Raw genomic sequence first — 20092 nt, 5'->3', positions numbered from 1 at the left:
GTGATTGTAACAATGATAAAAATTTATTCTCCTGCATCTATTGGTAATATTAATGTTGGTTTTGATTCGTTAGGTGTAGCACTATCTAGATTAGATAATGGTATATTAGGTGATTATGTTTCTATTATACCTCATAAAAAATTTACTTTAATTAAAACAGGTTTGTTTATACAAGATTTACCAGTAGACAATGAAAATATTATTTTTCATTGTTGGTTAAAATTTTGTGATAAAATTAATAAAACTATACCAGTAAAAGTTTTATTAGAAAAAAATGTGCCTGTTGCTTCTGGATTAGGTTCTAGCGCATGTTCTATAGTATCTTTTCTTAAAGCTATGAATATATTGTGCAAGTATCCTTTAACTAATACAGAATTAATAATTTTAATGGGAGAATTAGAAGGCCTATTTTCTGGTAATATACATTATGATAATATTATTCCGTGCTATTTAGGTGGCATGAAATTAATATTATCTATGAAACATATCAGCATCCAAGATATTCCTATTTTTACTAATTGGTTATGGGTTATAGCATATCCTGGTATTTCTTTATCTACATATAATTCAAGAAAAATTTTACCTGATACATATACATTAAAAACATGTATACAACATAGCCAATATTTAGCTGGTTTTATACATGCTAGTCATATAAAAAATGAAATATTAGCAGCAAAATTATTAAAAGATCATATTGCAGAACCATATAGAAAAAATATTATCCCTAATTTTAATAAAGTTAAGAAGAAAGCTAAACAATTAGATGCTTTAAATTATGGTATTGCAGGTTCTGGACCTACTATATTTTGCATTTTTAATAATTTAAATACTGCACAAGATATGGTGATATGGCTAAAAAAATATTATATTCAGAATAATAAAGGATTTGTATATATTTGTGCAATTAATCAAATAGGTACTCAAATAATGGAGAAAACATGATGTTTATTAATCTTAATGATATAACACAGAAGGTTGACTTTATAAAAGCATTAAAAATAGGATTAGGCCGTAAACAAGGATTATTTTTTCCGTATGCTATACCAAAATTAGATGATAAAATAATGTATAAATTATTAATACAAGATGATTTTATAACTTGTAGTAGTAAGATATTATCTTATTTTATAGATAATAAAAGATTATCTTTAAAAGATTTAAAAAAAATTATTAAAAAAGCATTTAATTTCCCATTAAAATTACAATTATTAAGTCATAATCTTGCTTGTTTTGAGTTATTCCATGGACCTACTTTATCTTTTAAAGATTTTGGTGTTCGTTTCATGGCGCAAGTATTACATTATTTTTATCATAATGAAAAAATAATAATTTTAACAGCTACTTCAGGAGATACTGGAGCTGCTGTTGCACATGCTTTTTATAAAATACCTAATATTGAAGTTATTATTTTATATCCATATAATAAAATTACTTCTTTGCAAAAAAAGTTATTTTGTACATTAAAGAATAATGTTACTTCTATAGCTATAGAAGGTGATTTTGATGATTGTCAAAGATTAATTAAAAAATCTTTTAGTGATACAGAATTAACTAATATATTTAATCTAAATTCTGCTAATTCAATAAATATAAGTCGTTTATTGGCACAAATTTGTTATTATTTTGAATTATATAAACAAACATCTAAATATTCAAAATCTAAAAAGATTATTATATCTGTACCTAGTGGTAATTTTGGAAATTTAACTGCAGGATTAATAGCTAAAAACATGGGTTTACCAATTCATAATATTATTGCAGCAACTAATATTAATGATACAGTCGTTCAATATTTACAACATGGTTATTGGAAACCACAACAAACATTATCAACGTTATCTAACGCTATGGATGTCAGTATACCTAATAATTGGCCAAGAATATTAAAAATTTTTAATGATAATCATTGTGCTATTAATAAATTAGAAGCTTATTCTATCACAGATTATATCACATCGCAAAATATCAAAATGTTATTTCAACGATATAAATATATTTCAGAACCTCATGCAGCAGTTGGTTTTAGTGCATTACAATATAAATATTGTACTCCAGATACATTTAATATCTTTTTAGGTACAGCACATCCCGCTAAATTTCAAAAATACATATTACAACTTTTAAAATATAAAGTTTTATTACCAAATGTGTTATTATATTATGCTAAAAAAAATAATCAAAAACATGTTTTACCTAATAATTTTAATGTGTTTAAAAATTTTTTAAAAAAACATATAAAAATTTAATATATAAATAATTTTTAATTAAAGTATTAACTATGATAAAATTAAACAATTTGGTTTTATTTGCAGGTTTAGCTATTTTTATTAGTAGTTTTATGTTGTTTATTTCTTATTATTTAGGAGGTCGTTCATATGGTATTGATAAAAATATTCCATTTGAATCTGGTGCTGCATCTTATCAAGATACCCATATTAAAATGACAATTAATTTTTTTTTAGTAGCAATATTTTTCGTTATTTTTGATATTGAATCATTGTATTTATACACATGGTCTATAAGTCTTAAAATGATACAAATAGATGGATTAATTACAGGATTATTATTCATAATAACGATATTATTAAGTTTATTATATTTATTTAAAATGAATATTTTTAATTTTTATAAACATCTTAAATCTAATTAAAATTTTATGGGAAAAAACTTGAAAAATATTAATAATAATAAGTATTTTATACAAAAAAAAAATAAAAATAATAATTTTCAAAAAGAAACAGTTAATAATAATATATTTTTTGGTAAGCTAAGTAAAATTACTCATAATATTATTAATTGGGGAAGAAAAAATTCTTTGTGGCCATATAATTTCGGTTTATCTTGTTGTTATGTAGAAATGACTACTTCTTTTACTTCTATTAATGATATTGCACGTTTTGGTTCAGAAGTTTTACGTACTTCTCCCAGACAAGCAGATTTTATAGTTATAGCTGGTACTTGTTTTTTAAAAATGGTTCCTATTATACAAAGATTATATGATCAAATGTTAGAACCAAAATGGGTGATTTCAATGGGTTCATGTGCTAATTCAGGAGGTATGTATGACATATATTCTGTTGTTCAAGGTGTAGATAAATTTTTACCTGTAGATGTTTATATACCAGGATGTCCGCCAAGACCTGAAGCATATATTCAGGCTTTACTATTATTACAAAAAGCTATTAGTACTGAAAAACGTCCATTATCATGGATAATTGGTGATCAAAAAATTTATAAAAACAAAATAAAAACATCTAATATTAATAATATTAAAAATATCAAATTTCGTTCAATAAATGAAATTTAACATTATTCAAAATTATAATTTGTAATAAATAACAACAGAGATGTTTTATGTATGTGTGATACTACTATTTTACAACACAATTCTAATTTAAATAAAAATATTAAAGATAAAAATACACAATTTATTATACATATATTAAAAAATAACCTAGGTCCAAATAACTTTATAATACAACATTATAATAATAATATACCCTTATCTATTTGGATAAAACCAGAACAAATAATTGATTTTATAAAAATTTTATGTAAAATATATCATCCATATAATATGTTATATGATATGCATGGTATTGATGAAAGATTACATAAAAATAAATTTTGTATATCTTTTACAGAAAAAATGGATTTTTCTTTATTTTATCATTTTATTTCTATAGAAAGAAACGCTGATATACTGTTAAAAGTACCTTTAAAACAAAAAAAACTATATATCCATACAATTACATCTTATTTTTGTAATGCAAACTGGTATGAAAGAGAAATTTGGGAAATGTTTGGCATACATTTTATGTATCATCCTAATTTAAAACATCTTTTATTACCTAATAACTGGAATGATGGTTATCCTTTACGTAAAGAATATCCTAGTAGAGCTACAGAAAAAAATATTCATATTTTTAATAAAGAACAACATCATATAAATATCCAAAATACACAATTCAATCCTCATGAATGGGGTTTATCTATTAAAAATAATAATTATGATTATATGTTTTTAAATTTGGGTCCTAATCATCCTTCAGTACATGGTGCTTTTAGAATCATATTACAATTATCTGGAGAAAAAATTATTAATTGTATTCCTGATATAGGATATCATCATCGAGGTGCTGAAAAAATTGCAGAAAGACAAACATGGCATACTTACATTCCATATACAGATAGAATTGAATATTTAGGTGGTTGTGTTAATGAAATGGCGTATATTCTAGCAGTAGAAAAATTAGCTAATATTACTGTTACAACTAGAATACAAGTTATTAGAATAATGCTATCTGAATTATTTCGTATTAATAGTCATTTATTATATTTATCTACTTTTATACAAGATGTAGGAGCGATGACACCTATTTTTTTAGCATTTACTGATAGACAAAAAATATATGATATTATAGAAGCAATTACTGGTGCTAGAATGCATCCTGCATGGTTTAGAATAGGTGGTTTAGCTCATGATTTACCTAAAGGATGGAATATTTTATTAAAAAAATTATTAATTTGGTTACCTAAAAGAATAAAAATATATCAAGACGTTGCTTTAAAAAATAGTATTCTAATTGCTCGATCTAAAAATATTGCTGTATATCATAAAAAAGAAGCAATTGCTTGGGGAGTAACAGGTGCTGGATTAAGAGCTACTGGTATAAATTTTGATATTAGAAAACAACGTCCGTATTCTGGATATGAAAATTTTGATTTTGATGTACCTATTGGTCATGTTAGTGATTGTTATTCGAGAGTTTTATTAAAAGTAGAAGAAATATGGCAAAGTTTACGTATTTTAACACAATGTTTGAATTATATGCCTGAAGGTCCTTATAAAGTTGAACATCCGTTAACAACACCGCCAATGCGTAAAGACATGTTATATAATATAGAAAATTTAATTAATCATTTTATACAAGTATCTTGGGGACCATTAATACCAGCTAATGAATCTATTCAGATGATTGAAGCTACTAAAGGAATTAATAGTTATTATTTAATTAGTGATAATAATATTACTAGTTATCGTACACGAATTAGAACACCTAGTTTTCCTCATTTACAACACATACCTAATGTAATTAATGGTAGTCTGATATCAGATTTAATTACTTATTTAGGAAGTATTGATTTTGTCATGTCTGATGTAGATCGTTAATATATAATTATGAATATAAATAAAACTAATAAGACAAATGTAAAAAATTTATTAAATACTCAAGACATTCATATAATTAATAATATTATTAAACATTATGAATATCGTAAAGCTGCTATAATTGAAATATTAATATTATGCCAAAAAAAATATGGTTGGGTTTCTGAACAAAATATGCATATTATTGCACACATATTAAAATTGGATATTTCTGAAATAGAAAGTATTGCTACTTTTTATAGCCAAATATTTAGATATCCTGTGGGTAAATATGTTATTAAATATTGTGATAGTGTTGTATGTTATATTAAAAATTATAAACAAATATTACAACATATAAAAAAAAAATTACATATTAATATAGGTCAAACAACTACAGATAATATATTCACTTTGTTACCTATATGTTGTTTAGGACATTGTAATAACAGTCCTGTCATTATGATTAATGAATGTGTCTATACTAATATTACAATCAATAGTATTAATATTATATTGGATAAATATATGCATGAATAATACTAATATGAATAATTATAATCCTGAATATTATCCATTAACATGGCGTATTAAAAATACACAGCAAACCATGTTTTTAAAAGAATATATAAAACAAGATGGTTATAAAGCTTGTACAAAAGCATTAACAACTATGTCTTCCGAAGAAATTATTCAATTAATAACCTTATCTGGTTTGAAAGGTCGAGGCGGCGGGGGTTATTCTACTGGTACTAAATGGAGTTTAATACCAAAAAAAGATAGTCCTTATGATAATCGTTATTTTATATGTAATGCTGATGAAATGGAACCTGGTACATATAAAGATCGTTTTTTAATAGAAACATTACCACATCAATTAATTGAAGGAATAATTATTAGTGCATATGCTATACAAGCTAATATAGGATATATCTTTTTAAGAGGTGAATATATTAAATGTGCACATATTTTAACAATTGCTCTACAAGAAGCACGTGATTTTGGTATATTAGGCAATAATATATGTAAAACTAATTTTAATTTTAAATTAATTTTACATACAGGAGCTGGGAGATATATTTGTGGTGAAGAAACAGCATTAATTAATTCATTAGAAGGTCAACGTGCAAATCCTAGATTTAAACCACCTTATCCAGCAACAATTGGTTTATGGGGTAAACCTACCTGTGTGAATAATGTAGAAACTATTTGTAATGTTAATGGTATTATCTTATACGGAGCAAAATGGTATAAAAATATATCAAAAAGCAAATATGATAGTGGTACTAAGTTATTAGGTTTTTCTGGTAATGTAAACAATCCTGGATTATGGGAATTACCATTAGGAACACCTGCAAGTATTGTTTTTGAACAATATGCTAAAGGAATAAAAAAAGGTTATAAATTTAAAGCCTGGCAACCAGGAGGTGCTGGTACAGCATTTTTAACTCTAGAACATTTAAATATACCAATGGATTACAAACATATAAGTAATGCTGGCAGTAGATTAGGTACAGGTATTGCGATGTTAGTAGATCATCAGATTAATATGGTATCTTTATTAAAAAATATAGAAATTTTTTTTGCTAGAGAATCTTGTGGATTATGTACTCCTTGTAGAGAAGGATTACCATGGATTGTTAAAATATTAAATGTTTTAGAAAAAAAACAAGGCTCTATAAAAGATATAATATTATTACAAGATATTAGTAATCAATTAATTAATGGTAAAACTTTTTGTACTTTTGCTCCTGGTGCTATTGCTCCATTACAAAGTGCACTAAAATATTTTTTAAATGAATTTCATGAAGGAATTTTAAAATAAAATTATAATATAATATATAAAATAATTAATATAAATTAAATCAAATTAATAATGAATAATTTTACATGATGGAATATATGTTTTATGGTTACTATTAATATAGAAGGTAAATGTTATAACGTTAATAAAAAAGATAATTTATTAGAAATATGTTTATCTCTTGGATATAACGTACCATATTTTTGTTGGCATCCACGTTTAGGTAGTGTAGGTACATGTAGACAATGTGCAATTAAACAGCATGATAATATATCTGATACAACAGGACATATTATAATGTCTTGTATGACTGTACCTGTTAAAGGATCTTATTTTTGTATTAATGATATTGAAGTTAAACAATTTCGTAAAAGTGTAATTGAATTTATGATGATTAATCATCCTCATGATTGTCCAGTTTGTGATGAAGGTGGTAGTTGTCATTTACAAGATATGACAGTAATGTCTAATCATATCAAACGCAGATACCTTTTTGAAAAAAAAACATATAAAAATCAATATTTAGGACCCTTTATATCACATAATATGAATCGTTGTGTTACATGTTATCGTTGTACACGTTTCTATAAAGATTATGCACATGGTACTGATTTAAATGTTTTTGGTGCTAATAATAATATTTATTTTGGTAGATTTAAAGATGGAACATTAAAAAATTTTTTTTCTGGTAATTTGATAGAAGTATGTCCTACAGGTGTTTTTACAGATAAAACTTATGCGAAACATTATACGCGTAAGTGGGATCTACAATATGCTCCTAGTATTTGTCAACATTGTTCTTTAGGATGTAATTTGCATATTGGTGAACGTTATAGTTTTTTAGCAAATATACAAAATAGATATAATAAATATATTAATCATCATTTTTTATGTGATAAAGGACGTTTTGGTTACGGTTATATAAATTTAATAAATCAACCTATAAATATTATTTTGAATAATATCAAAAATAATGTTATTTATGATAATAATATTATGATTAATAATATAGCAAATATTATTTTGAAATCTAAAAAAATAATTGGTGTTGGGTCTCCTAGAGCTAGTATCGAAAGTAATTATACACTAAAAAAATTAGTTGGAGAACATAATTTTTTTACAGGAATATTATTTCATGAACAACAACAAATAAATTATTATATTAATATTTTAAAAAATAAAAATATTTTTTTCCCTACATTATCTGAAATAGAAACATATGATACTATTATGGTCATTGGAGAAGATATTAGTGTAACTAATCCTCGCGTAGCATTATCAGTAAGACAAGCTATACAAAATAATTATAAAAATTTCACAACTAAAATCCCTTCTTGGCATAGTAATGCTCTCAAAAATTTATCTTCAGATAAATATAATCCTTTAATTATTACTAATATAAATTATACACATTTAGATGATATTGCGACATGGAAATATTACGCTCCATTAGAAAATCAAGCAAGATTCATACATGCATTATCATATTATATAAATAATAGAATATTTGATCAACATATTACTGATAATACATTATATAATAAAATTATTGCTATAACATCAATATTATTACATGCTAAAAAATGTTTATTTATTACAGGAACTAATACAAGCAATCTGGAATTATTACATGCAACATATTTATTATTACAAACTTTATATAAAAAAAATGTACATGTAGGTTTCTTTATGACTTTATATACAGTGAATAGCATGGGTATAAATTTAATACAAGGACAACCATTAGAAAATATTTTTCAAATAACACATCCAATAGATACAATGATTATTATGGAAAATGATTTATATTTTTATGAAGAAAAATCTAAAATAGATCGATTATTTAAAAATATACCTAATATAGTTGTATTAGATCATGTTTATAACAGTACTACAAAAAAAGCTAGTATAATGCTGCCTGTAACAAATTTTATAGAAAGTAGTGGTACAGTTATTAATAATGAATGTAGAGCACAAAGATTTTTCCAGGTATATGAACCAACTTATTATAATAATAATAATCAAAGACAATCTAGTTGGAAATGGTTATCTAGTATTAACAATATAATACATAATATATCTAAAAAAATAATTTTAGATGACATAATAAATCAATGTATAACGGATATCCCTGTATTGTACAATATTAAATATGCTGCTCCTGCATCAAATTATAAACAACATGATAACAAATTTGCGAGATCACTCATAAGATATAGTGGTAGAACTTCTATGTTAGCACATAAAAATATTCATGAACCTATACAACCAAAAGATACAGACACTATGTTTAATTTTTCTATGGAAGGTAATAGTTCAGAAAATTGTGTGCACATGGCATATACATGGTTACCTGGTTGGAATTCTATACAATCATTATATAAATTACAAAAACATGTAGATAATATTCAGGATAAATCATTTTTAAAACAAAAAATTAATATTAATAATTTAAATATACATATACAATCTATTAAAATACCTAAAAAATTTATTCCACAACATAAATTAATAATTGTTGCATATTGTACCTTATTTTTTAGTAATGACTTAATACAAAAAGCATTATTAATACAAAAACATTATAATATACATTATGCTATTTTTAGTCGTAAAGATGCTACCTTTTTAAATATCCATGATAATAATATAATTCAATTATATTGTTTGAATAATCATTTTATTTTAAACGTTAAAATTTCAGATAAATTACATCCTGGTTTAATTAGTTTACCATTAGGAATACCAAAAATACCTTTATGTTTTTTATATAAAACTATTGATCATATCAGGATATTAAAACAATGAAAAATAATAGTTTATACATAATACAAAATATAACTTTTTTAAAAACATTAATAATATTAGTAATATTAATAGTCTGTGGTGCTTTACTTAGTTTTATAGAAAGACGCATTTTAGCATGTTTTCAAAATCGTTATGGTCCTAATAGAGTAGGCTGGCAAGGAAGTTTGCAAGTATGTGCAGATATGATTAAAATTTTATTTAAAGAAGATTGGATACCCAAATTTGTTACGAATAAAATGTTATTTAACATTGCTCCATTAATTACTTTTAATACAATTTTAACAATATTTGCTATATTACCTTTAACAAAAACAATAATTATATATCCTTTAAATATAGGAATCTTATTTTTTTTAATGATGGCGAGTATTTCTATTTATGCTATATTATTTGCAGGATTATCTAGTAATAACAAATATGCTTTGCTAGGATCTATTAGAGGAATAGCACAAGTTTTAAGTTATGAAGTATTTCTAGGATTATCGTTAATGGGTATTGTCTGTCAAACTGGTTCATTTAACTTGTATAATATAGTATTATATCAACAGCATTACTGGAACATTATACCTCAATGTTTAGGTTTTATAACTTTTTTTATATCAAGTCTAGCATTAAATCATAGACATCCTTTTGATCAACCGGAATCAGAACAAGAATTAGCTGATGGGTATCATATCGAATATTCTAGTATGAAATTTGGATTATTTTTTGTTGGAGAATATATTAATATTATAGTTTTATCTTCTTTAATAGTAATTTTATTTTTTGGAGGATGGTTAGGACCTATTTTACCAGGTATAGTATGGTATTTATTAAAAACTATATGTTTTATTGTGTTATTTTTTTTAATACGTGCATCATTACCACGACCTCGTTATGATCAAATGATGTTTTTTGGTTGGTTTGTCTGTTTACCTATAACATTAATTAATCTTATGATAACCGCATGTGTTACATTTATATAAAATAAGTTATTTTACAAGCATAAAAATTTATGAATATTAAAAGATTTTTTATAAATATTTGGAGTCAATTAAATAGTATTGTAATAGTTTTTCTGAATCTTTTTAAAAAGAGAGAAACTATAATGTATCCTGAACAAAAGGTATATTTATCACCTAGATATAGAGGTAGAATAATCTTAACTTGTGATAAAAATAATAATGAACGTTGTGTAGCATGTAATTTATGTGCAGTTGTTTGTCCTGTAGGTTGCATATCTTTAAAAAGAGCTATTAATCCTATTACAAATAGATCTTATCCAAAATTTTTTAATATTAATTTATCTAGATGTATTTTTTGTGGTTTTTGTGAAGAAGCCTGTCCTACAGGAGCTATACAATTAATTCCAGATTTTGAATTATGTGAATTTAATAGAAAAGCATTAATATATAAAAAAAAACACTTATTAATAAATAATGTAGGTAAATATCCTGATTATGATTATTACAGTGTGTCTGGTGTTAAAATACATAACAAAACTAATAAAAAGACTCTACAAGATAATTTTATTGATGTAAAAAGTTTATTACCATAAAAAGACATAAGATAAAAAAGGTTTTATAATGAAAATATTTTTTTATATTTTAAGTATGATGTCAATTATATTTACTATACTTATTATTTTTAGCATGAATGCTATTAATACATTATTATATTTTTTAGCTATATTGTTTACTATAGCTGGTATGTTCTTTGTTTTAGGTAATTTTTTTATTGGTTCTATAGAAATAATTATTTATGCTGGCGCTATTGTCATATTATTTATTTTTATTATTATGTTATGTAATTATAAAAATAATATTATATTAGAAAAACAAACATTATTAATGAAACCTTATTTACTTTGTCTATTATTATTTATGGCTATAATATTTTTAATTAGTTTATGTATTATAATTTTTCAAGAATATAATAATAAATATTTATTTTATCATATTAACGATTTAACTCATCTTGGTATTTATTTATTCACCAAATATAATATTATTGTTGAATTAATTTCAATAGTCCTTTTATCTGGCATTGTAATTGTTAATCATATAGGTAATAATCTTAATAAATAATTTTATCATTTTATACGAAAAAAAACATATGATCTCTTTATATTATATATTAGTAATACTACTAATTATATTTATAATTAGTTTTACTGGCCTAATTATTAGGCATAATATTTTATATATTTTAATTTTAACAGAAATTATGTTAAATATAGCCGCATTTACATGTGTTATAGCAGGAAATTATTGGCAACAAATAGAAGGGGAAATAATGTATATATTATCTATAAGTATTTCTGCTATTGAAAGCTGTATAGGATTAACATTATTGATGTTATTATATTATCGTAAACATACAATGAATATTAATTCAATTAGTGAGTTAAATGGATGAAATTACTTTATTTAATTATTTTAATTCCTATTATTAGTTTTATAATTTTACTTTGTTTTACTTATTTTTTAAGTAAAAAACATATTGCTATCATTAGCATAGGATCTATTAGTTTAAGTTTAATTATGACTATAATTAATAGTTATTCATTTATAAAGAATCATTATATTACATATAATCAGCATTTATGGAAAATTATTAATATTGATTATTTAAATGTTAATTTAAATTTAAATATAGATATGTTAACGATAAGTATGTTATTTATTACTTTGGGCGTAGGATTATTAATACATATATATTCTATATGGTATATATATCAATATAAAAAAAATGAATATGCTAGATTTTTTATCTATACCAATTTATTTATGATTAGTATGTTATTGTTAGTTTTAGCAGATAATTTATTAATAATGTTTTTTGGTTGGGAAGGAGTAGGAATATGTTCCTATTTATTAATAGGATTTTTTTATCGTAATAAATATAATGGATATTCTGCAATTAAAGCTTTTTTAATTACTAGATTTAGTGATATTTTTTTAGTGATTAGTATGATGTATATTTTTTATATTTTTCGAACCTTTAATTTTCATAAAATTGTCATATTAATTACATCATCATATATGTACTATAATACATATCATTTAAAATTTATTGCTATAACATTATTAATTGGTGCATTAGGTAAGTCTGTTCAGTATCCTTTAAATACTTGGTTAATTAATGCTATGGCGGGACCTACGCCTGCATCTGCTTTAATTCATGCCGCAACTATGGTAACTGCAGGAATATATTTAATATTACGTAATAACATTATATTTATATTTTCTGACAGTATACTAACATATATAAGTGTTATTGGCATAATAACATTATTATTATCTGGTTGTTGTGCTTTAGTACAAACTAATATTAAATATATATTAGCTTATTCGACTATGAGTCAATTAGGGTATATGTTTTTAGCATTAGGTATATGTTCGTGGAATGCAGCTATCTTTCATATTATAGCACATGCTTTTTTTAAAGCATTATTATTTTTATGTGCTGCATCCATTATTATGTTTTGTTGTAATGAACAAAATATATTTTATATGCAAGGTTTAAAAAAACATTTATATTTTTTATACTATGTTTTTTTATTCGGTAGTATATCATTAATATCAATACCTATTATAACTTTAAGTGGTTTTACAAAAGAAAAAATTTTATACGAAGCTTATGTACATAATCATCTCTATTTAACTATATTAGGTTTATGTGGCAGTTTTATAACATCATTATATACAACTAGAATGTTTTATATAATTTTTTATAGTACTAAAAATCATATTAAACATTATTCGAAATTAGAATATTCATTTACATATTATTTTCCATTGACTATATTAACTATATTAACTACCGGAATTAGTAAAATATTTTTACCGTTACATACAAATATTATTAGTCCACAACAAAATTTTATAAAAAACAATCATTTATATCATATATTAGAATTCATATCATTAATTATTATATTAAGTGGTTTTATAGTATATATTTTATATAGTAGATATCAACAAAAAATATATCAATATTCTAAAAATAATATAATAAAAAAAATATACTTTATAAAAAATTTTTTTTTACATGGTTGTTATATAGATATGTTCTATCAAAAAATTATAGGAGATAATTTTTTGAAGATTCTTTTATATATAAAAAATGATCCAATTACAAAATATATTGATATAATAATAAATATTTTATATAAAATCAGTGATATGTTATTAAAAAACCAAAATGGTAATATTTGTTATTATATATCTTTTATGTATGCTGGTAATATTATTATATTATTATTCATTATAATAAATAAAATATTACTAAAATAATATAAATATTTTTAGGGAAATACTATGTTATTACCTTGGTTAATCTTAATTCCATTTTTAGGTGGATTAATTTGTTGGCAAAGTGAAAAAATTAATTATAAATTTCCACGTTGGCTTTCTTTAATTACTATTAGTATAGTTTTTATTACGGCATTATTTAAATTATTTATATATTATAACCCACCCATACATGATAAGTATCATATATGGGAAAATGATTTTATTCGATCTTGGATACCAAATTTAGGAATTTTTTTCCATTTATCAATAGATGGATTATCATTAATAATGATTATATTAACAGGACTGTTAGGTACAGTAGCTGTATTATGTTCGTGGAATGAAATAAATAAATTGCATGGCTTATTTCATTTAAATTTGTTATGGATTTTAAGTGGTGTTATTGGTGTGTTTTTATCTATAGATATGTTTTTATTTTTTTTATTTTGGGAAGTTATGTTAATACCTATGTATTTTCTTATATCGTTATGGGGACATAATGCTATTAATTATTTAAGTCGCATAAGAGCAGCAACAAAATTTTTTATATATACACAAACCGGTGGTTTTTTTTTAATAATTGCTATTATATTATTAGTTATTATACATCAACAAAATACAGGACAACTCACATTTGAGTATAATGATTTATTATATACACCAAAATCATTAGTCATGGAATATATAATTATGATATGTTTTTTCATCGCTTTTGCTGTGAAAATGCCTATTGTGCCATTTCATGGCTGGTTACCAGATGCACATAGTCAAGCGCCAACTGCTGGATCTGTAGATTTAGCAGGAATATTATTAAAAACTGCAGCATATGGTTTATTACGTTTTGTGTTACCTTTATGTCCTTATGCTTCATTACATTTTGCTATTTGTCCTATCATATTAGGAATAATAGGGATTATTTATGGTTCTTGTATGGCATGTATACAAATTGATATTAAAAGAATAATTGCTTATACATCTATTGCACATATGGGATTTATTTTAATAGGTATTTATAGTCATAATAAAATATCTTATCAAGGAATCATCATACAAATGATATCTCATGGAATAACAGCTGCAGCACAATTTATTTTATGTGGTCAAATATATGAGCGTTTAAAAACGCGTAATATTATACATATGGGTGGTTTATGGAATAAAATGGGTATTTTACCAGCTTACTTTTTATTTTTTTGTTTAGCAAGTTTAGGTATTCCTGGCACAGGAAATTTTATAGGAGAATTTTTAATTTTATTAGGTACTTTTGGGAAATATCCAATTGCTGCTACTATAGCAACATCAGGTCTATTATTGGCAAGTATTTATTCTTTAAATATGATGCAAAAAATATTTTTTGGTACATATATAATGCAACAAAAAAAAATATATAAAATATTTTTAAGAGAAAAAATTATAATGTTCATGTTATGTTTACTAACACTTATTATAGGTTTTTATCCTCAACCTATTTTAAATCTTTCTTATAATATTATTAATAATATTTATTCTTATTAATGATATACAAAATATATTTTTAAAAATAACATTTTAACTAATTTAATAATATTTGATGATAAATTTTATGATACCTATTATACCGTTCGCTATATTAATAATAACAATAATGATTTTATGTATTAATATTATTATTAAACGTGATATTTTTATTAGTTGTTTAATTACCATGATAGGTTTAATAACAACTATTATAAGTTCAATATATTTACAGTTTTATACAAAAATACAATTTTTACATAATAATTTATTTTTATATAATAATTTTTATTGTTTTTATACCATGATACTAATAATAATTAGTATTATTACATGTTTAATAGTATTTTCTTGGTTAAAAAATTTACCTTATAATAAAGATGAATTTTATTTATTAATATTAATTATTTCCTTAGGAGGTATGATTAATAGTTATGCAAATAATTTTATTGTTTTTTTTATAGGTTTTGAGTTAATTTCTATACCTTTTATTGGACTTATTATATATAATATGTGTTATAAAAAGTCTATGGAAGCAAGTATAAAATACCTGGTATTATCTAGTATAGCATCTGCATTTTTAATATTAGGTATAGCGTTAATTTATATAGATTGTGGTACTTTAAATTTTACCTATATAAAATATTATATTTTGCATAATCTAAATAATCAAAATATACATTTATATATTATTGGTCTATCTTTTCTATTATTTAGTTTAGGTTTTAAATTATCTGTAGTGCCTTTTCATTTATGGACTCCAGATATTTATGAGGGATCACCATCATTAATTAGTATGTTTTTATCAACATTTAGTAAATCAACCTTTCTTATATGCTTATACAAACTATTAATATTCTTTAATCTAACAGAAATTAATAAATTGATTATATCCAATATACTCCTTAGTATATCTGTACTATCTATTCTTTTTGGTAATTTAATGGCAATAAAACAAAATAATATTAAACGTTTATTAGGATATGCTTCAATAGCACATATAGGTTATATATTAATTATATTTATTTATCATATAAAATATCCTCAAAATACTTTTTTGACACTGACAGCTCTAAGTATATATATTATTAGTTATATATTAAATAATATAGGTGTATTTAGTATTATATATTTACATTCTTATCCTAATAATATTAATGATAAAGATTGCCTCTATAATTATAGAGGATTATTTTGGTATAAACCATTATATACTTTTGTTTTAACAGTAATGTTATTATCCTTAGCAGGATTACCCATTACAATAGGATTTATTGCGAAATTTTATATTATATTATTAGGTATTTATATAAAATTATGGTATTTAGTAATTTGTTTAATACTAGGAAGTGTTATAAGTTTATATTATTATTTACGTATAATCATTACTTTATATTTGGAACCATCAACATTATATGTTACAAATTGTAATATACAGCAGAATAATATTCTTTACATAAATACTATATTAGTACTAATTACAGTATGTACACTATTATTAGGTATATATCCTACATGTATAATACAAATGGTATATAAAGTATTAAATTACCACATATAAGAACATGTGTATAATTTGAATATTTATTGTTTTATTTTTTTTTAAAATAAACTTTATGTATTATTTTAATACTTATTAATATAGTAATAATAAGAAATATATATTTAATAATTTTATTTAAATCTGTTATGAGAGTAGTAATAATACCACCAAAAAAGTATCCTGCGCTAGTAAATATAATAGCCCAAATAACAGCACCAATAAAATTAAAAAGAGCAAATTTAAATTTAGAAACATTCGTTATACCAATAATAATTGGACCAATTAGTCTCAAACCGTATATAAATCTTACAATCAAAATAAATATATAAGGATAATTATTAATAATATTATAGTATTTTGAAAAGTTAAAATTATATTTTTTTAAAAAGTATAAAATTTTTTTACTATATTTATGTCCTATATGAAATAATAATTGGACTCCAATAAAAGATCCGCAAACAGCTAATATTACTATTCTATAAAATAGTAATATTTTTTTACTTGCTAAAAGACCAGCAATAATAATAAATGTTTCACCTTCTATTAATGATCCTAAAAAAACTACTAAATAACCATATTCTGTTATTATTTTAGTAAAATTTAACATTATTAATTTACACAATAATTATGGGAAATAAATAATATTTTATTATGTACAAAAATAAACAATATTAATATAATAAAATATTTCAGGTGAGAAAGGGATTCGAACCCATGATATGTTTTTACATATACATACTTTCCAGGTATGCGCCTTCAACCACTCGGCCATCTCACCATTATATGGAACTATTATTGTATCCATAATACACTATATAATGCAAATATTTTTCTATATTTTAAAATAATTTTATTAGAGTACAATAATATGGTTATATATAAAAAAACACAGTTTCCGTCTACTTTTTTATTTTATGATTATGAAACTTTTGGTTTACATCCGATATATGATCGGATTGCACAATTTGCTTGTGTACGTACAAACATGAACCTAGAAATTATATCACAACCAATAACTTTATATTGTCAAATACCTACAGATTATTTACCTAATCTTCAAACTATTAATATTCATAATTTTAATTATCATGATTATTTTAACAAATATTTATTAGAATATAAATTTGCTAAATATATTAATAATATTTTTACACAGCATAATACTTGTATTGTTGGTTATAATAATATCGCTTTTGATGATGAATTTAGCAGATTTTTATTTTATCGTAATTTTTATGATGCATATAATTGGTCTTGGAAAAATGATAATAGTCGTTGGGATATATTAAATTTAGCTCGAGCATGCTGTGTATTACGTCCAGAAGGAATAATTTGGCCTAAACATAATCATATACCAATATTTAATTTAGCAGAAATAACAAAAGTTAATAATTTATCATTACATGCCCAATCACATGATGCATTAAATGATGTATATTCTACTATTGCTCTAGCCAAATTAATTAAAACAAAACAACCGCTTTTATTTAATTATTTTTTTAAAAATAGATTAAAAAAAGAACTATTTAAAATAATAAATTTATTTACAATACATCCTTTAATTTATATTAGTGCCATTTATAAAAATATGAATAATAATTTAGGATGTATAGTACCATTGTGTTTACATCCATATAATAAAAATATTTTAGTAGTATTTGATTTGCAATATGATGTAAATTTTTTTATCAAAATATATTATCATTATAAAATTATAGATATATCAGATAATTTATTACCATTTATAAAATTTATTTATTTAAATAAATCACCTATTATAATTCCTATAAAAATTTTAAAAAAAAATGATATACAACGTTTAAAATTTAATATTACATTATATCTAAAACATTTTGTTATATTTAAACAATATGTTTATAGAGTTAAAAAAATTGTTCAAAGATATTTATATAATATATCGACGAAAAATATTTTATATAAAACAACTAATATTTATAATGTTGACACACAATTATATAAACAATTTTTTCCGATGCAGGATCAAAAAAAATTTTATTTCATAAGAAAGATAGATATATATAAAAATCAAATTTTTAATTTTATAGATGGTCGTATAAATTTTTTATTATTAAAATATAAAGCAAGAAATTTTACATTTTTATTAAATGATATAGAAATTATAGAATGGAACAAATATTTATTTGACAAATATAAATCTACACAAATAAATAATTATATTACACAAATTAAGAATTTATTATGTCATGTGCATATTAAGACAGAACATAAACTTTTTCTCAATAAATTATTATTAAGTATAAAAACATATTTGATATGTAATTAAAAGTAGTAAAAATGGGACATATTATAAAATATGTCCCATTTTGTGTTTTTTTGTATATAAATATTTATAATTATATTTATTAGGTTGTATAATTAAAGGAATACGACATACAATATTAATTCCTGATTTTTGTAAACTATGTACTTTATTAAAATTATTAGTTAATAATTTAATATTATATATCCCTAGAATTTTTAATATTTCTGCACATATAACAAAATTTCTTTCATCAGTATTAAATCCTAATTTATGATTTGCCATCACTGTATCTAAACCTTCATCTTGATAAGCATATGCTTTAATTTTATTTAAAAGACCTATATTTCTCCCTTCTTGTCTATGATAAATTAGTATTCCACATTTTTCTTTAGTAATTAGATGTAAAGAACATTGTAATTGTAATCTACAATCACAACGTAAACTAAAAAATACATCTCCTGTTAAACATTCTGAATGTATACGTGTTAATATAACTGTATCAGTCGTAATGTTTTCTATCCCATAAATTATTGCTATATGATTTTGATGATTATATAGTTCATCAAAACCAACTATAATAAAATGACCCCATTTAGTTATTAACTTAGCTCTAGACACTTCTTGAATAAGCATTTTTTATTGCCTTTAAAAAATAAATGTTTTTCCCAAAATATAAAAATGTTACTTTTAAAAATATTTATGTTAAATATAATTATTTATGATATCA

The 20092-nt window shown here is 22.6% G+C and carries 18 protein-coding genes and 1 tRNA gene; 16 read left to right on the top strand and 3 right to left on the bottom strand.

The genetic code is table 11. The annotated features are described in order from the left end of the window. Window positions 1-12: 12 nt before the first annotated feature. From thrB to GJT86_RS01860, 15 genes are all read left to right on the top strand, one after another. Complete coding sequence (gene thrB, locus GJT86_RS01930) at window positions 13-945, top strand: homoserine kinase (protein ID WP_168920589.1); 933 nt, start codon at window positions 13-15, stop codon at window positions 943-945. Next, on the top strand, window positions 945-2249 hold the full coding sequence (gene thrC / locus GJT86_RS01925) for a threonine synthase (protein ID WP_168920588.1): 1305 nt from the start codon (window positions 945-947) through the stop codon (window positions 2247-2249). Before thrB ends, thrC begins: the two co-directional genes overlap by 1 nt. A gap of 32 nt (window positions 2250-2281) precedes the next feature. Continuing rightward, on the top strand, window positions 2282-2653 hold the full coding sequence (gene ndhC, locus GJT86_RS01920) for an NADH-quinone oxidoreductase subunit A (protein WP_168920587.1): 372 nt from the start codon (window positions 2282-2284) through the stop codon (window positions 2651-2653). A 6-nt stretch (window positions 2654-2659) separates the two neighbouring features. Next, window positions 2660-3310 carry a NuoB/complex I 20 kDa subunit family protein gene (locus GJT86_RS01915; RefSeq protein ID WP_168920586.1) on the top strand — a complete coding sequence of 217 codons (651 nt, stop codon included), beginning with the start codon at window positions 2660-2662 and terminating at the stop codon, window positions 3308-3310. Window positions 3311-3361: 51 nt separating this feature from the next. Then, window positions 3362-5176, top strand: coding sequence for an NADH-quinone oxidoreductase subunit C/D (nuoC, locus tag GJT86_RS01910; protein WP_168920585.1), 1815 nt, complete (start codon window positions 3362-3364; stop codon window positions 5174-5176). 9 nt (window positions 5177-5185) lie between these two features. After that, window positions 5186-5695, top strand: a complete 510-nt coding sequence (nuoE, locus tag GJT86_RS01905) for an NADH-quinone oxidoreductase subunit NuoE (protein ID WP_168920584.1) — start codon at window positions 5186-5188, stop codon at window positions 5693-5695. Further along, window positions 5688-6980, top strand: a complete 1293-nt coding sequence (gene nuoF / locus GJT86_RS01900; protein WP_246209052.1) for an NADH-quinone oxidoreductase subunit NuoF — start codon at window positions 5688-5690, stop codon at window positions 6978-6980. Before nuoE ends, nuoF begins: the two co-directional genes overlap by 8 nt. 84 nt (window positions 6981-7064) lie before the next feature. After that, the gene (gene nuoG / locus GJT86_RS01895) at window positions 7065-9767 is read left to right on the top strand and encodes an NADH-quinone oxidoreductase subunit NuoG (protein WP_168920583.1); all 2703 of its coding nucleotides are present in this window, start codon (window positions 7065-7067) and stop codon (window positions 9765-9767) included. Further along, window positions 9764-10732 (top strand): NADH-quinone oxidoreductase subunit NuoH, encoded by a 969-nt coding sequence (nuoH, locus tag GJT86_RS01890; RefSeq protein ID WP_168920582.1) that lies wholly within the window; start codon window positions 9764-9766, stop codon window positions 10730-10732. The genes nuoG and nuoH overlap by 4 nt, the downstream gene beginning before the upstream one ends. 29 nt (window positions 10733-10761) lie before the next feature. Continuing rightward, window positions 10762-11304: an NADH-quinone oxidoreductase subunit NuoI gene (gene nuoI, locus GJT86_RS01885; RefSeq protein WP_168920581.1), complete on the top strand. Its 543-nt coding sequence runs from the start codon at window positions 10762-10764 to the stop codon at window positions 11302-11304. Between the two features lie 28 nt (window positions 11305-11332). Further along, window positions 11333-11833: an NADH-quinone oxidoreductase subunit J family protein gene (locus GJT86_RS01880; protein WP_168920580.1), complete on the top strand. Its 501-nt coding sequence runs from the start codon at window positions 11333-11335 to the stop codon at window positions 11831-11833. Between the two features lie 28 nt (window positions 11834-11861). Then, window positions 11862-12164, top strand: a complete 303-nt coding sequence (gene nuoK / locus GJT86_RS01875) for an NADH-quinone oxidoreductase subunit NuoK (protein WP_168920579.1) — start codon at window positions 11862-11864, stop codon at window positions 12162-12164. Further along, window positions 12161-14044 carry an NADH-quinone oxidoreductase subunit L gene (locus GJT86_RS01870; protein ID WP_168920578.1) on the top strand — a complete coding sequence of 628 codons (1884 nt, stop codon included), beginning with the start codon at window positions 12161-12163 and terminating at the stop codon, window positions 14042-14044. Before nuoK ends, GJT86_RS01870 begins: the two co-directional genes overlap by 4 nt. A gap of 24 nt (window positions 14045-14068) precedes the next feature. Next, complete coding sequence (gene nuoM, locus GJT86_RS01865; RefSeq protein WP_168920577.1) at window positions 14069-15559, top strand: NADH-quinone oxidoreductase subunit M; 1491 nt, start codon at window positions 14069-14071, stop codon at window positions 15557-15559. A gap of 109 nt (window positions 15560-15668) precedes the next feature. Next, on the top strand, window positions 15669-17099 hold the full coding sequence (locus GJT86_RS01860; RefSeq protein WP_168920576.1) for an NADH-quinone oxidoreductase subunit N: 1431 nt from the start codon (window positions 15669-15671) through the stop codon (window positions 17097-17099). A gap of 31 nt (window positions 17100-17130) precedes the next feature. On the opposite strand, the gene GJT86_RS01855 is transcribed toward GJT86_RS01860, so the two are convergent. Next, window positions 17131-17688 carry a DedA family protein gene (locus GJT86_RS01855; RefSeq protein ID WP_168920575.1) on the bottom strand — a complete coding sequence of 186 codons (558 nt, stop codon included), beginning with the start codon at window positions 17686-17688 and terminating at the stop codon, window positions 17131-17133. A gap of 84 nt (window positions 17689-17772) precedes the next feature. After that, a tRNA-Ser gene (locus GJT86_RS01850) sits at window positions 17773-17859 on the bottom strand. Between the two features lie 90 nt (window positions 17860-17949). Here GJT86_RS01850 and sbcB point away from each other — a divergent pair. Continuing rightward, on the top strand, window positions 17950-19386 hold the full coding sequence (gene sbcB, locus GJT86_RS01845) for an exodeoxyribonuclease I (RefSeq protein WP_168920574.1): 1437 nt from the start codon (window positions 17950-17952) through the stop codon (window positions 19384-19386). A gap of 21 nt (window positions 19387-19407) precedes the next feature. Here sbcB and ribA read toward each other — a convergent pair whose 3' ends face one another. Then, window positions 19408-19998, bottom strand: a complete 591-nt coding sequence (ribA, locus tag GJT86_RS01840; RefSeq protein ID WP_168920573.1) for a GTP cyclohydrolase II — start codon at window positions 19996-19998, stop codon at window positions 19408-19410. Window positions 19999-20092 lie beyond the last annotated feature (94 nt).

This window comes from Enterobacteriaceae endosymbiont of Macroplea appendiculata (assembly GCF_012571605.1).
In the GTDB taxonomy this organism is placed as follows: domain Bacteria; phylum Pseudomonadota; class Gammaproteobacteria; order Enterobacterales; family Enterobacteriaceae.
The sequence above is the reverse complement of the archived record's forward strand: the minus strand, read 5'-3'. Positions and strand labels throughout refer to the sequence as shown.

Bases quoted from the DNA above. Each gene is read 5' to 3' on its own strand.
- GJT86_RS01855 (WP_168920575.1), bottom strand. From the start codon at position 17,688: ATGTTAAATTTTACTAAAATAATAACAGAATATGGTTATTTAGTAGTT.
- ndhC (WP_168920587.1), top strand. From the start codon at position 2,282: ATGATAAAATTAAACAATTTGGTTTTATTTGCAGGTTTAGCTATTTTT.
- nuoE (WP_168920584.1), top strand. From the start codon at position 5,186: ATGAATATAAATAAAACTAATAAGACAAATGTAAAAAATTTATTAAAT.
- GJT86_RS01915 (WP_168920586.1), top strand. From the start codon at position 2,660: ATGGGAAAAAACTTGAAAAATATTAATAATAATAAGTATTTTATACAA.
- nuoH (WP_168920582.1), top strand. From the start codon at position 9,764: ATGAAAAATAATAGTTTATACATAATACAAAATATAACTTTTTTAAAA.
- nuoC (WP_168920585.1), top strand. From the start codon at position 3,362: ATGTGTGATACTACTATTTTACAACACAATTCTAATTTAAATAAAAAT.
- GJT86_RS01860 (WP_168920576.1), top strand. From the start codon at position 15,669: ATGATTTTATGTATTAATATTATTATTAAACGTGATATTTTTATTAGT.
- sbcB (WP_168920574.1), top strand. From the start codon at position 17,950: ATGGTTATATATAAAAAAACACAGTTTCCGTCTACTTTTTTATTTTAT.
- nuoI (WP_168920581.1), top strand. From the start codon at position 10,762: ATGAATATTAAAAGATTTTTTATAAATATTTGGAGTCAATTAAATAGT.
- GJT86_RS01880 (WP_168920580.1), top strand. From the start codon at position 11,333: ATGAAAATATTTTTTTATATTTTAAGTATGATGTCAATTATATTTACT.
- nuoF (WP_246209052.1), top strand. From the start codon at position 5,688: ATGAATAATACTAATATGAATAATTATAATCCTGAATATTATCCATTA.
- nuoG (WP_168920583.1), top strand. From the start codon at position 7,065: ATGGTTACTATTAATATAGAAGGTAAATGTTATAACGTTAATAAAAAA.
- thrB (WP_168920589.1), top strand. From the start codon at position 13: ATGATAAAAATTTATTCTCCTGCATCTATTGGTAATATTAATGTTGGT.
- thrC (WP_168920588.1), top strand. From the start codon at position 945: ATGTTTATTAATCTTAATGATATAACACAGAAGGTTGACTTTATAAAA.
- nuoM (WP_168920577.1), top strand. From the start codon at position 14,069: ATGTTATTACCTTGGTTAATCTTAATTCCATTTTTAGGTGGATTAATT.
- GJT86_RS01870 (WP_168920578.1), top strand. From the start codon at position 12,161: ATGAAATTACTTTATTTAATTATTTTAATTCCTATTATTAGTTTTATA.
- ribA (WP_168920573.1), bottom strand. From the start codon at position 19,998: ATGCTTATTCAAGAAGTGTCTAGAGCTAAGTTAATAACTAAATGGGGT.
- nuoK (WP_168920579.1), top strand. From the start codon at position 11,862: ATGATCTCTTTATATTATATATTAGTAATACTACTAATTATATTTATA.